The organism is Pseudomonas sp. S2_C11 (genome assembly GCF_054668395.1).
On sequence record NZ_CP162765.1, the window covers coordinates 3,240,990 to 3,254,518 of the forward strand.

Genomic DNA, 13,529 nt, shown 5'->3' on the forward strand with positions numbered 1-13,529 from the left:
CTATGAAAGTGCGACTGACGTTCCTCGCCGCCAGCCTGCTACTGGCGGCCTGCAGCAGCCCGGCGCCGCGCCTGGACAGCGGCGTGCAGCCACCGAGCGCGTGGCAGTCCGCCGACAGCCACGGCGCGCTGCAGAGCAATCGACAATGGTGGACGCAATTCGGCAGCCCCGAGCTGGAGCGGCTGGTGGAACAGGCGCGGCTGGGCAGCTACGACCTCGCCGCCGCCGTGGCTCGGGTCAGACAGGCCGAAGCCAGCGCAACCATCGCCGGCGCCCCGCTGCTGCCCGAACTCAAGGCCGGGCTGAATGCCAATCGGCAGAAACTGATCCACGGCAAGGGCTACAGCCAGTTGGATGTCAGTCCCGAGAATCGCTCGCTGGATTATTACGACGCCGAGCTCAGCGCCAGTTACGAAATCGATTTCTGGGGCGGCAAGCGTGCCGCGCGTGACAGTGCCGTGTTCGGTGTGCAGGCCAGCGAGTTCGACCGCGCCACCGTCGAGCTGACCTTGCTCAGCGGCGTCGCCAACAGTTACACCCAGGCCCTGGCCTTGCGTGAGCAGGCGCGGATCGCCGAACTCAATCTGGCTAATGCGCAAAACGTGCTGCATCTGGTGCAGACCCGTTTCGACGCCGGCAGCGCCACTGCGCTGGAACTGGCCCAGCAGAAAAGCCTGGTGGCGGAACAACAGCGTCGCCTGCCGCTGGTGCAACAACAGGCCCGCGAAGCACTGATCAGCCTCGCCGCCCTGCTCGGCCAACCGGTGCAAGCGTTGCCGTTGCCCGAGCAAGCCTTCGCCCAATTGCACTGGCCGGACATCGCCAGCGGCGTGCCGAGCGACTTGCTCAGCCGCCGCCCGGACATTGCCAGTGCCGAGGCCAAGCTTGCGGCAGCCCAGGCTGATGTCACCGTCGCCCGCGCCGCGATGCTGCCGAAAATCACCCTGACGGCGAGCCTCGGCAGCGGCGCCGACCTTGCCGCCGACCTGCTGCGCACGACGTTCTACAACCTGTCCTCGGGGCTGACCGCGCCGATCTTCAACAACGGCCGCCTCAGCGCCGAACGCGACAAGGCCAAGGCCCGACAGGATGAACTGCTGGAGACCTATCGCGGGGCAATCATCAACGGCTTCGCCGACGTCGAAAAAGCCCTCAGCAGCATTCGTGGCCTCGACGAACAACGGCAATGGCAAAGCGAAGAACTGAGCCAGGCACAAACCGCCTTCGACATCGCCCAGAGTCGCTACCAGACCGGCGCCGAAGACCTGCTCACCGTCCTGCAAACCCAGCGCACGCTGTATGCGGCGCAAGACCTGAACGTCCAACTGCGCCTGTCGCGCTTGCAGGCGAGCATTGCCTTGTACAAAGCGTTGGGGGGTGGTTGGGAAGTGATCTGAGGGCGATGCGTCGACTGAACTGACGCCTTCGCTGGCAAGCCAGCTCCCACAGGGATCAGGGTAAATCTGCTGTTCATTCGTATCTTTGAGATCGCTATCGCGAGCAGGCTCGCTCCCACAGAAAAGCAAAGCAGCGCAGCTGCCCGCGGCGAAGCCGCCCCACTCAACAATGAGCGTTAGCTCGAGTGCTTTTGATCTTGATCTACCGACGACGTCGGAAGGCTGAGCGGATCGATCCCGCAGCGAAGGAACCCGAGCCTGCGAGGGCCGAACGCAGGAGCAAGCGTTTTTTTGCTTACTTTTTTTAGGCGTTTGTAAAAAAAGTGAGTCGCCGTAAGGGCGAAACCTTAGGTAGTCGTTACCGCAGCGATGGATATGTACGCCACCATAAATACCCCCTGTAGGAGTGAGCCTGCTCGCGAAGGCGGTGGGTCATCCGGCATAGCAGCTGATTGACACAACGCCATCGCGAGCAGGCTCACTCCCACAAGGGGATTGCGACCTATCCTGAGTATGTGTTGAACCAATCTAGAGCTGTCGGCCCTTGACCTTCAGGTGCCGCGCATACCAAGGGCGCTGTGGCACTTTGCGGAACAGCTCGGTCATGTTGTCTTCGTCGCCAAAAGTGATACGCAGCGCCAGCTTCATGGTCTCCGGGTCCATCTCCACTGAGCGTCCGACTTGCAGCCCGGGCACGGTGCTGCAGCCGTGGGTGTCGGGGCCGAGCCAGGGGTCGGCGACTTCCACCCAGCGTCCCGGTGCAAACCACGGAACGCCGTTGACTTCCAAACGACTCACTTCGCCCGGGTGAAAACGTTCATGGGCGCGGAACCAGTCTTCCAGGCGATCATCAATCCAGCCATGGAAACGCCAGAAAACCGGATTCACATGGGAGGAAAACGGATCACCGAGAAAGTCGTTTTCCGGCGCATACCAGCGCGCAGCGAAGTCCGCCTGATCGCGCGCCATCGGCACTGGAATGTCGTTGGATGGGTCACGCGCCACCGAAGCCCAGCGCATGTGCAGCCAGTCGTGCAGGCCCAGTTCGACTTCCGAACCGAACTGGCCAAGGGTCAATTTCGACAAGTAACGCGGGTCACGGTACTGCGATTCCCAGACCAGGAAATTGCTCTGGAAAGTCTCCGCCGCTTTGATGTCGCTGACCCACTTGGTGTACTCGTCATCGCCCTCGGCCAGCCAGGTCGGCGGCAGGGAATTGCCGTCGTGATTGTCGAAATAGCGGGCGAATCCCTGTCGGTCCCGTTCCAGCTCAGGCTGCGGCTGCGGGAACGCCGGCCAGGAAGGCAAATCCTGCATCGAGCGGGCGATGCCTAGCATGTGCCGATGCATAAAGAAAAAATCCACGCCCGAGCCATTGCGATCCTTGCTTGGCCCACGGGCGTCGCGCTCCTTGTCACGCGGCCCGGGCTGCCAGCCGATGCCGCGCAGCGCTTCGCGTTTTTTCTCCGGGAGCTTGTGCCACTTGTCGCGGGTGGCGTGCCAGAGCTGATGGAACAAACGATGTTCGGGCGCCACCAGCCAGGCCAACAGTTGCGGATTAAGCCCGGTGCGTTCACGGGCCTCGGGAAAACGCCGTTTGATGGCGATGAATTGATTGTCCAGCTCGGGCAACGCCAACGGCCGATTCAGACGCAGCACTTGCCCGGTGAACGTGGCGCTGCCGGCATTGCCGAACGCCGCCCAGACCTCATCCAGTTTGACTTTTAATTCATACACCGGTGGCGCCAGCGGCTCATCGGTGCGCAGCAGGCGCCAATACATCTCGGCGCCGTTGCCCGGTGCCAGATCGCCAACCACTTGATAACGCACAGGCCCTTCGGCACGCAGATTCGCTCCGGTGTCGAGATAACCGCGCAGGCCGCGCCCACGATGAGCGATGTCGAGAAACAGTTCCAGACCTTGCGCCGGCAGACCATCAAGCCCGGCCGCCGCACCGGTAAAGCGAATGTCCCAGACCCCACGCAAATTGTCCGCCAGCTGTTGCCCGGCGGTGTCCGCCAGATCGACCGTGGCCTCGCCCGGGGTGATCGGAAACTCCTCGCGGGTCAATTCACGATGTGCATAAAAAGCGGCAGGCAGCGCGGCGCCCGTGAGTGCCATGCCCGCCATGAACCAGCGTCGAGAGATCGTCATTGCCCTACCTGTGTCAGCCATGAAGCAGGCTTTATCCAAGCTAGAACGTTTGCTCGGCGGGGAAATTTACGCCGCCGGCAAAACATCCCTGCGCCGCTGCCGGGCATTTGTAACGCACACCTAAATTAGCCCTGCGGCCACTCGTTCTTCCCAGATAGCAAAGGCCCCTGCGCCTGCACCTCGACGGCGAACCTGAATGAGATGGCAATGACAAAACCGCGTTGGAAAAAGGCTCTATTCATCGGCCTGCCGCTGGCCCTGGCGATCAGTGCCGGCGCAGGATTTCTGGCCTGGGATTACCTGAACAACCCCGGCTACCCGGTGAAGGTGATGAAACAGGCGACTGAATTGCAGGAGCGCCTGCTGTCGTTCGACAGCCACATCACCGTGCCGCTGAGTTTCGGCAGCCACGACCACGAAGCCGACAAGGATGGCTCGGGCCAGTTCGACCTGGTCAAGGCCAATCGCGGACGCTTGTCCGGCGCAGCATTGACGGTGTTTGGCTGGCCGGAAATGTGGAACGGCCCGAACGCCCCGCACCGTCCCACCGAGGGTTTTGTCGAAGAAGCGCGCAATCAGCAGGAGGTGCGTTACAAAATCATTTCCGGGATCGTCCGCGACTTTCCCAATCAGGCCGGCATCGCCTACACGCCGGATGATTTCCGCCGCCTGCACGGCGAAGGCAAGTTTGCGATTTTCATCAGCATGCTCAACGCCTACCCGCTGGGCAATGATCTGAGCAAGCTCGACCTGTGGGCCGGGCGCGGCATGCGCATGTTCGGTTTCAGTTACATCGGCAACAACAGCTGGGCCGACTCGTCGCGGCCGCTGCCGTTTTTCAATGATTCGCCCGACGCCCTCGATGGTCTGTCGGACATCGGCAAACAAGCGGTGCAGCGCTTGAACGATCTGGGCGTGATCATCGACGTTTCGCAGATGTCGACCAAGGCCCTCGAGCAAGTCGCCGAACTGAGCCGTACACCGCTGGTGGCCTCGCACTCGGCGCCACGGGCGGCGGTGGATATCCCGCGCAACCTCAGCGACAAAGAACTGCAACTGATCAAAAACAGTGGCGGCGTGGTGCAAGTCGTCGCCTTCTCGCAGTACCTGAAACCGCTGACCCAGGGCACGCAGGACAAACTCAATGCGTTGCGTGCGCGCTTCGATCTGCCGCCACTGCCCAATCTGGCCATGGCACTGATGCCGGGCGATCCGATCATCACCGCCTGGTCGGAACAGAAGCTCGGCCAATACGCCAGCGGCCTCTACGCGATCCTCGAAGAAGAACCGAAAGCCACCCTAAAGGACTTCGGCGACGCCATCGATTACACAGTGCGCAAGATCGGTATCGACCACGTCGGCATCGCCTCGGACTTCAACGACGGCGGCGGCATCAAGGGCTGGGAAAACGTCGGCGAGATTCGCAACGTCACCGCCGAACTGCTGCAGCGCGGCTACTCCGAAGCGGACATCGCCAAGCTCTGGGGCGGCAACTTCATGCGCGTTTGGGATCAGGTGCAAAAAGCCGCGAAACCGGCGCTGGCGTCACGCCAGGAGGTGGCCCGGCCATGACCGATCGTCGCACTTTTCTCAAGCAGGCCAGCCTGCTCGCCGCCGCCCTGCCCCTGGGCGCCAGTCTGACTGCACCGGCGGCCATCGCTGCCGTGCCCACTGCGTCGCGAGACAAATGGGCGCAGTTGCGTCAAATGTTCGATCAGGATCCCCAAGCGATTCACTTCGCCAATTTCCTCGTCACCTCGCATCCGAAACCGGTGCGCGAAGCGATCGAACGCCATCGCGCGGCGCTGGATCTGAATCCGGGTCTGGCGATGGACTGGGATCTGGGCGTCACCGAGAAGTGCGAAGAAAACGTGCGCCATTGGGCCGGCCAGTATCTGCAAGCCAAACCGGCGCAGATCGCCCTGACCGGCAGCACCACCGAAGGCCTCGCGATGATCTACGGCAGCGTGCAGGTGCGCGCGGATCAGGAAATTCTCACCACGGTTCACGAGCATTATTCGACGCGCAACATTCTCGATTTCCGCAGCCGTCGTGACGGCACGCGCGTGCGCAAACTCAAGCTGTTCGAAACCCCGCAGAGCATTTCTCTGGATCAGGTGCTCGACACGATCAATCGCAATATCCGCCCCGAAACCCGCGTGCTGGGCATGACCTGGGTGCATTCCGGCAGCGGCGTGAAGCTGCCGATCAGCGAGATTTCGCGGCTGGTCGATGAGCACAACCGCCAGCGCGACGACCAGGACCGGCTGATTTACGTGGTCGATGGTGTGCACGGTTTCGGTGTCGACGACTTGAGTTTCCCGCAGATGAACTGCGACTTTTTCATCGCCGGCACGCACAAGTGGATGTTCGGCCCGCGCGGCACCGGCATCGTTTGCAGCCGCGCCGAAGAACTGAAATACGTCAGCCCCAGCGTGCCGACCTTCTCCGAGGCCACGGCCTTCTCGACCATCATGACCCCGGGCGGCTACCACGCCTTCGAGCATCGCTGGGCGCTGGACGAAGCCTTCAAGTTGCACCTGCAACTGGGCAAGGCCGAGGTGCAGACGCGCATTCATCAGCTCAACAGTTACCTCAAGCAACGCCTGCAAGAGCACCGCAACATCGAACTGGTCACCCCGCTCGACTCGCAGTTCTCCGCCGGCTTCACTTTCTTCCGGATCAAGGGCCAGGACAGCGATGAAGTGGCGGCCTGGCTGATGCAGAACCGGGTGATCTGCGACGCGGTCAGCCGCGACGTCGGGCCGGTGATTCGCACCGCACCGGGCTTGCTCAACAACGAAGCCGAAGTGGATCGCTTCATGGACATCCTCGGCACCAAGCTGCGTGCCTGACCCTCGACTGCCGTTTTCCTTTCAAAGAGACGACCCATGAAAAAGCCTCACGCGTCACTCATCTCCAAAGCCCTGCCCGCACTGGCGCTGAGCGCCCTCTGCGGCGCACTGATGCCCGGCACCGCGCAGGCGGCGACAGGCCCCGCCGCGGGTAAAGTGTTCAAGGACTGCAAGGACTGCCCGGAAATGGTCGTGCTGCCGACCGGCAGCTACACCATGGGCACGCCGGACGATGAAGTCGGCCGCCAACCCGACGAAGGCCCGCTGCACACGGTGACGTTCAGCAAACCATTCGCTATCAGCCGCTCGCAGGTGCTGGTGGGCGAATGGGACGCCTATGTCCGCGAGACCGGCAACAAACCTTACGACTTCGATGACCGCCCCGGCCGCCGCTGCACCGCCGGCAAGCCGGAATTCAAACAGACGCCACGCGACCCGGCCGTGTGCATGAACGTCGCGGAAGCCCAGGGCTACATCGACTGGCTGTCGAAAAAGACCGGGCACGCCTATCGCCTGCAAAGCGAATCGATCCGCGAATACGCCGCCCGGGGCGGCAGCACCGGGCCTTTCCCGTTCCCGTTCGATGAGGGCAAGGATTACCAGATTTCCAGGCACGCCAACACTTACGGCGCAGCCGACGGCTACAACTTCACCTCGCCGGCCGGCACCTTCCCGGCCAATGCGTTTGGCGTGTTCGACGCCCACGGCAACGTCTACGAATGGACCGCCGACTGCTACCACCCGGACTACTCCGGCGTGCCCGCCGACGGTCGCCCATGGACCCAGGAAAACTGCGAACGCCAGGTCATGCGCGGCAATGACTGGGGCGAGGCGCCGATATTCTCCCGCTCGGGCAACCGCAACAGCAGCTGGCCGACCAGCAAGGGCGACTGGCTGGGCTTTCGCGTAGTACGCGACCTCTGATCCCGCCCTCGACGAGCGCAGCCACGCCTGCGCTCGGCTAAAGAAACTCCGCGACCATTCGTTTTCCTTAAGTACCGGCACTCCCTCCGCATCGAAGCAGGAATCCTCCATGACCAAGCCTACGCGTGGGGCGATCAACGAATTGTTCGCCCTGCTCAAGCCCTTCCGCCTGATCGTCTCGGCGTCCATCGTGCTCGGCATGCTCGGCGGCCTGAGCGTCACCGTGCTGCTGGCGACCATCAACAACGCCCTGCATTCCGATGACGGCCTGACCCGCACCGTGGTGATGATCTTCGCCGGCCTGTGTGCCCTGGCCCTGCTGACCACGATCCTGTCGGACATCGGCACCAACTACGTCGGCCAGCACATCATCGCCAAACTGCGCAAAGAGCTGGGGGAGAAAGTCCTGTCGGCGCCGATCGACCAGATCGAACGCTATCGCAGCCATCGCCTGATTCCGGTGCTGACCCACGACGTCGACACCATCAGCGACTTCGCCTTCGCCTTCGCGCCGCTGGCGATTTCCATGACCGTGACCCTTGGTTGTCTCGGCTATCTGGCCATGCTGTCGTGGCCGATGTTCCTGATGATGCTGGTGGCCATCGCCATCGGCACCACCATCCAGGCCATCGCCCGGGCCAAGGGCATGCGCGGTTTCTACGCCGCCCGCGATTCCGAAGACGAACTGCAGAAGCACTACAACGCAATTGCCGAAGGCGCCAAGGAACTGCGCATTCACCGCCCGCGTCGCCAGCGCATGTTCGTCGCCGGCATTCAAAAAACCGCCGAGAAAATCTGCGATACCCAGATCAGATCAATCAACACCTTCGTCATCGCCAAGTCATTTGGCTCGATGCTGTTTTTCGTAGTCATCGGCATGGCCCTGGCCCTGCAATCGCTGTGGCCGAGTGCCGACAAAGCGGTGATGAGCGGTTTCGTTCTGGTGCTGCTGTACATGAAGGGGCCGCTGGAACACCTGATCAGCACCCTGCCGATCATCAGCCGCGCGCAGATTGCCTTCCGCCGCATTGCCGAACTGAGTGAACAGTTCTCTTCACCTGAGCCGCACCTGTTGCTGCAGGATCAGGGCAGCAAGCCAGCCGCCGTCAACAGCCTGGAACTGCGCAACGTGCGCTACGCCTTCCCTCCCGTGGAAGGCAGCGAGCCGTTCCGCCTCGGCCCGGTGAACCTGCGCATCGAACAGGGCGACATTGTGTTTATCGTCGGTGAGAACGGCTGCGGCAAGACCACGCTGATCAAATTGCTGCTGGGCCTGTACGCGCCGACCGAGGGCGAAATTCGCGTTAACGACAAGCCGATCACTGCGGTCAATCGCGATGATTACCGGCAGAACTTCACGACGATCTTCGCCGACTACTACCTGTTCGATGATCTGATTCAGGGCGATCGTGAAGTGCCGCAGGATGCCACCCGCTACCTGGAACGTCTGGAGATCGCGCACAAGGTCAGCGTGCGCGACGGCGCCTTCAGCACTACCGACCTGTCCACCGGCCAGCGCAAACGCCTGGCACTGGTCAATGCCTGGCTCGAAGAGCGCCCGGTGCTGGTGTTCGATGAATGGGCGGCGGATCAGGACCCGACATTCCGGCGGATCTTCTATACCGAGCTGCTGCCCGACCTCAAGCGTCTGGGCAAGACCATCATCGTGATTTCCCACGACGACCGTTACTTCGACGTCCCCGATCAACTGGTGCGCATGGAGGCTGGCAAGGTCAAAAGCGAACTGCAACCCGCCTGATCGAAGCAGCCGCGACCGGGCCGGAGAAAAAACTTTTCCGGTTTGCCGCGGCTTCCTCGTCTTAATGAGATGAATAAGAACCATTAACAACTATACCTGCCAAGGTCTTAACCTCATGTCCGCATCCCGTTTCATGCTTCGCCCTCTGACTCGAGCCCTGCTGATGCACGGCGCGACCCGCACACGCCTGGCCGGTAGCGGCCTGGGTCTGGCACTGACCCTCGCGGCAGCGCCGTATGTCCAGGCCCAGGAATGGACCCTGAATATCCCGGCCCAACCGCTGGCCCAGGCCCTGCAAACCCTCGGTCAGCAGACTAGCCTGCAAATCATCTACAGCCCGGAAAGCCTGCAAGGCCTGCGCTCCAGCGCCCTCAATGGCCGCTATCAGGATGACGAGTCGCTCAAGGCCATGCTCAGCGGCACCGGCATCCGCTATCAGCGTGACGGCAACACCGTCACCGTGCTCGGCGCGGCCACCAGCGGCAGCGCGATGGAACTGGCGCCGACCAACGTCAACGCCAACCGCCTCGGCGCCACCACCGAAGGCAGCAACTCCTACACCACCGGCGGCGTGACCATCGGCAAAGGCGTGCACTCGCTGAAGGAAACGCCGCAGTCGGTCACGGTGATGACCCGCAAGATGCTCGACGACCAGAACCTCAACACCATCGAACAGGTGATGGAGAAGACCCCGGGCATCACCGTCTACGACTCGCCAATGGGCGGCAAATATTTCTACTCGCGCGGTTTCCGCATGACCGGCCAGTACCAGTACGACGGCGTGCCGCTGGACATCGGCAGCAGCTACGTGCAGGCGGACAGCTTCAACAGCGACATGGCCATCTACGACCGCGTGGAAATCCTCCGCGGCGCGGCCGGCATGATGAAGGGCGCGGGCGGCACCGCCGGCGGCGTCAACTTCGTGCGCAAGCGCGGCCAGGACACCCCGCACACGCAACTGTCGCTATCGGCCGGCACCTGGGACAACTACCGCGGCCAGGTCGACACCGGCGGCCCGCTGAACGACGCCGGCACTGTCCGTGGCCGCGCCGTGGTGACGCAGCAGACCCGTAAGTATTTCTACGACGTGGCCGAACGCCGTGATCAGATCTACTACGGCGCCCTGGACTTCGACCTCAGCCCCGACACCACCCTCGGTCTGGGCATGGCCTATGAAGACGTCGACGCCACCCCGTGCTGGGGCGGCCTGCCGCGCTACGCCGACGGCTCCGACCTGCACCTGAAACGCTCCACCTGCCTGAACACCTCGTGGAACAACCAGCGCAGCAAACGCGCCACCTACTTCGCCGACGTCAAACACCAGTTCAACGATGACTGGTCGCTGAAAGTCGCCGGTGTCTACTCGCGCAACACTCAGGACATGGAATATTCCTTCCCGAGCGGCACAGTGCCGTTGGGCGCCACCGCCACCAACACGCTGATGCTCGGCAGTACCTATGATTACGATCAGCGCGACTACGGCTTCGATGCTTACGTCGACGGCAAATTCGACGCCTTCGGCCAGCAGCACGAACTGATCGTCGGCGCCAACGCCAGCCGTTCGCACAAGGACGACTTCTACGCGGTGGCGGCATTGCCACAGCGCCAGAACGTGTTCAACCCGAACCACAACATCCCGCAGCCGGATGAAAGCTACTACCTGGCCAACGCCTCCCGTGGCGGCCCGGTGGACATGCACATCAAGCAATACGGCGCCTACTCGATCGCCCGCCTGAAACTCGCCGACCCGATGACCCTGGTACTTGGCAGTCGGGTCAGCTGGTACAAATCCGACACTGACTCGGTGCAGTACTTCCGTGGCGAGGGCACCGAGGTCAACACCCAATCCACCGAAACCGGCCAGGTCACACCGTTCGCCGGCCTGCTCTACGACCTCAACGACAACCTGACCGCCTACGCCAGCTACACCGACATCTTCACCCCGCAAGGCTCGTACAAAACCATCGACGGCAGCACGCTCAAGCCGCTGATTGGCCAGAGCTACGAGCTGGGGATCAAGGGTGAGTGGTACGACGGTCGTCTGAACACCACGTTCAACCTGTTCCGCACCATCCAGAAAGATGCGGCCCAGGATGACCTGCGGTGCGAAGACAGTTCGTGCCAGATCAACTCGGGCAAGGTCCGCGCCCAGGGCTTTGAAGCTGAAGTCAGCGGTGAAGTGATCGACCGCCTGCAACTGTTGGCCGGTTATACCTACACCCAGACCAAGGTGCTGGAAGATGCCGATGCCACTCAGGATGGCGCGGTCTACAACTCCTACGTGCCGCGTCACCTGTTGCGCGTCTGGGGTGATTACGCCCTGAGCGGGCCGCTGGACCGTGTGACGATTGGTGCGGGTGTCAATGCGCAGACGGGCACCTACCGGGTTTCGCCTCTGGGCGGGGACAATGTCGACGGCGCGGGTTATGCGGTCTGGAACGGTCGCATTGGTTATCGGATTGATGACACCTGGTCGGTGGCGTTGAACGGCAACAACCTGTTCGACAAGCGTTATTACGCGACCATTGGTACCGAGGGGTTCGGTAACTTCTACGGTGATCCGCGCAATTTTGTGATGTCGGTGAAGGCTGATTTCTGATTGCTCTTAGTTGTGTGGAAGCCCCGCTTTGGCGGGGCTTTTTGGTTTTTGGGATTGGGGGGCATATCCGTTGCTGCGGTGAAGGCTACTTAGGGTTCCGCCCTTACGGCGGGTCACTTTTTCCAAACGCCGGAATGCCGGCCCAGCGAAAAGTAACCAAAAAGGCTTTGCCCCGGCGTACGGCCCGCTCGCTGGGGCTCGGGGTACCTTCGTTACGGGACCGATCCGGGCGCAGCGGCTCCAGTTGGCTTCGCTGCACCTACACTCGCTGTGTACGACTGCGTCGTACGGTCGCTGCGCTCCCACCCCCGGATCGATCCCGTAACGAAGCCTGCCGAAGGGGCAAAAGATCAAGAGCCGGATCAAAAGCCAAAGCAAAAGCAAAAGCAAAAGCAAAAGCCAGATCAAAAGATCGCAGCCTTCGGCAGCTCCTACAGTTGGATCAGGCGCGGGCATAGAGAAATCGGTCGGCTGTCAGGCCGCCTTCGCGAGCAGGCTCGCTCCCACAGAAAGCAAGGCAGCGCAGCTGCCCGCGGCGAAGCCGCACCACTCAACAATGAGCGTTAGCTCGAGTGCTTTTGATCTTGATCCACCGGCGACGTCGGAAGGCTGAGTGGAGGGATTGATCCGGGGGTGGGAGCGCAGCGACCGTTCGACGAAGTCGAACACAGCGAGTGTAGGTGCAGCGAAGCAAACCGGAGCCGCTGCGCCCGGATCGATCCCGGAGCGAAAGAACCCGAGCCTGCGAGGGCCGAACGCAGGAGCTAGCGTTTTTTGCTTACTTTTTTAGGCGCTTGTAAAAAAGTAAGTCGCCGTAAGGGCGAAACCGCCAGCAGCAACACCAAAAAAAACGGATATTCACCCCATCCAAAAAACCCGCGCAAGCGCCCCACCAACCCGCAAATAAACCTCCAGAACCCCAGGCACCACCGCCCCCAACCGCAACAAATCATGAGTCAACCCGGCACAAACCTCGACCTCGACCTCAACCCCCTGCCCACGCAGCCTGTCGACATAAGCCTGCCCCTCATCCAGCAACGGATCAAACCCCGCCAATACGACAATGGCCGGCGCCACCCCACGCAAATCCTCCGCCAGCAACGGCGAAAAACGCCAATCCAGATAATCCTCCGGCCCTCGCGCATAGTGCTGATAAAACCACTCCAGCGTGTCGTTCTCGAGCAAATACCCCTCGCCAAACAACAGCCGCGAATCATGCACCCGCGAAGCATCGGTCACCGGATAACACAACAACTGCGCCTTGGGCGCGATAGCCACCGTGTGCGGCCGCCGCACTGCCTGAATCGCCAGCACCGTCGCCAACGTGGCGCCCGCGCTGTCGCCACCAAACGCAACGCGCGAACCATCCAGGCCGAGGCTCACAGCCTGTTCGGCCAGCCAGGCCAAAGCGTCCTCGCCATCCTCCAGCGCTGTCGGAAAGCGATGCTCCGGCGCCAGTCGATAACCGACCGAAAGCACCGCACACGGCGTGCGCTGACAAAACTCGCGGCAGACGCCGTCGTGGGAATCCAGACTGCCAACGACAAATCCGCCACCGTGGAAATACACCAGCACCGGCAGCGGCGATTCAACACCGCTGGGCCGATACAAACGTAACGCCAGCGCCGCACCGTCACGGGCATGTGTTTCGATCTCGGTGACTTCAAGATCCTGCGGCGCCGGCCAGCGCAGTTGCGCGGTGGTCTGCTCGAAGGTGGCGCGGGCCTCGCTCGGGGTCAGTTGGTGCATGGCCGGCAGGCCGGCGTCCTGGCTGTCTTGAGCGAGGTCAAGGAAAGCTTCCAGATCAGGGTGTAACGACATCGTTAAAAATCCTTGTATCC

8 protein-coding genes are annotated in these 13,529 nt (G+C 62.0%); 6 read left to right on the top strand and 2 right to left on the bottom strand.

Annotated elements, in window-relative coordinates:
- The first annotated feature begins 2 nt into the window (after nucleotides 1-2).
- The gene (locus AB4N48_RS14755; protein ID WP_460093791.1) at nucleotides 3-1,397 is read left to right on the top strand and encodes an efflux transporter outer membrane subunit; all 1,395 of its coding nucleotides are present in this window, start codon (nucleotides 3-5) and stop codon (nucleotides 1,395-1,397) included.
- A gap of 528 nt (nucleotides 1,398-1,925) precedes the next feature.
- Here the strand turns inward: AB4N48_RS14755 and pvdP are convergent.
- Nucleotides 1,926-3,551 carry a pyoverdine maturation tyrosinase PvdP gene (pvdP, locus tag AB4N48_RS14760; protein ID WP_460093793.1) on the bottom strand — a complete coding sequence of 542 codons (1,626 nt, stop codon included), beginning with the start codon at nucleotides 3,549-3,551 and terminating at the stop codon, nucleotides 1,926-1,928.
- Between the two features lie 207 nt (nucleotides 3,552-3,758).
- Between pvdP and pvdM the strand changes: the two genes are divergently transcribed.
- The 5 genes from pvdM to AB4N48_RS14785 all read left to right on the top strand — a co-directional run bounded on the left by pvdM (nucleotide 3,759) and on the right by AB4N48_RS14785 (nucleotide 11,688).
- On the top strand, nucleotides 3,759-5,123 hold the full coding sequence (gene pvdM, locus AB4N48_RS14765) for a pyoverdine-tailoring dipeptidase-like protein PvdM (RefSeq protein WP_252869110.1): 1,365 nt from the start codon (nucleotides 3,759-3,761) through the stop codon (nucleotides 5,121-5,123).
- Nucleotides 5,120-6,406, top strand: a complete 1,287-nt coding sequence (gene pvdN, locus AB4N48_RS14770; RefSeq protein WP_460093795.1) for a pyoverdine-tailoring periplasmic protein PvdN — start codon at nucleotides 5,120-5,122, stop codon at nucleotides 6,404-6,406. Before pvdM ends, pvdN begins: the two co-directional genes overlap by 4 nt.
- 36 nt (nucleotides 6,407-6,442) lie before the next feature.
- The gene (gene pvdO, locus AB4N48_RS14775) at nucleotides 6,443-7,330 is read left to right on the top strand and encodes a dihydropyoverdine dehydrogenase (protein WP_353187679.1); all 888 of its coding nucleotides are present in this window, start codon (nucleotides 6,443-6,445) and stop codon (nucleotides 7,328-7,330) included.
- A gap of 109 nt (nucleotides 7,331-7,439) precedes the next feature.
- On the top strand, nucleotides 7,440-9,089 hold the full coding sequence (locus AB4N48_RS14780; protein ID WP_460093798.1) for a cyclic peptide export ABC transporter: 1,650 nt from the start codon (nucleotides 7,440-7,442) through the stop codon (nucleotides 9,087-9,089).
- Between the two features lie 115 nt (nucleotides 9,090-9,204).
- Nucleotides 9,205-11,688 carry a TonB-dependent siderophore receptor gene (locus tag AB4N48_RS14785; protein WP_252887633.1) on the top strand — a complete coding sequence of 828 codons (2,484 nt, stop codon included), beginning with the start codon at nucleotides 9,205-9,207 and terminating at the stop codon, nucleotides 11,686-11,688.
- An 858-nt stretch (nucleotides 11,689-12,546) separates the two neighbouring features.
- Here AB4N48_RS14785 and AB4N48_RS14790 read toward each other — a convergent pair.
- Entirely contained in the window at nucleotides 12,547-13,509 is a 963-nt protein-coding gene (locus tag AB4N48_RS14790) for an alpha/beta hydrolase (RefSeq protein ID WP_150635780.1), read from the bottom strand.
- Between the last annotated feature and the right edge of the window lie 20 nt (nucleotides 13,510-13,529).

Excerpts from the sequence above, each read along its gene's own strand:
- AB4N48_RS14785 (WP_252887633.1), top strand. The coding sequence starts at position 9,205 with ATGTCCGCATCCCGTTTCATGCTTCGCCCTCTGACTCGAGCCCTGCTG.
- pvdM (WP_252869110.1), top strand. The coding sequence starts at position 3,759 with ATGACAAAACCGCGTTGGAAAAAGGCTCTATTCATCGGCCTGCCGCTG.
- pvdP (WP_460093793.1), bottom strand. The coding sequence starts at position 3,551 with ATGACGATCTCTCGACGCTGGTTCATGGCGGGCATGGCACTCACGGGC.
- pvdO (WP_353187679.1), top strand. The coding sequence starts at position 6,443 with ATGAAAAAGCCTCACGCGTCACTCATCTCCAAAGCCCTGCCCGCACTG.
- AB4N48_RS14755 (WP_460093791.1), top strand. The coding sequence starts at position 3 with ATGAAAGTGCGACTGACGTTCCTCGCCGCCAGCCTGCTACTGGCGGCC.
- AB4N48_RS14790 (WP_150635780.1), bottom strand. The coding sequence starts at position 13,509 with ATGTCGTTACACCCTGATCTGGAAGCTTTCCTTGACCTCGCTCAAGAC.
- AB4N48_RS14780 (WP_460093798.1), top strand. The coding sequence starts at position 7,440 with ATGACCAAGCCTACGCGTGGGGCGATCAACGAATTGTTCGCCCTGCTC.
- pvdN (WP_460093795.1), top strand. The coding sequence starts at position 5,120 with ATGACCGATCGTCGCACTTTTCTCAAGCAGGCCAGCCTGCTCGCCGCC.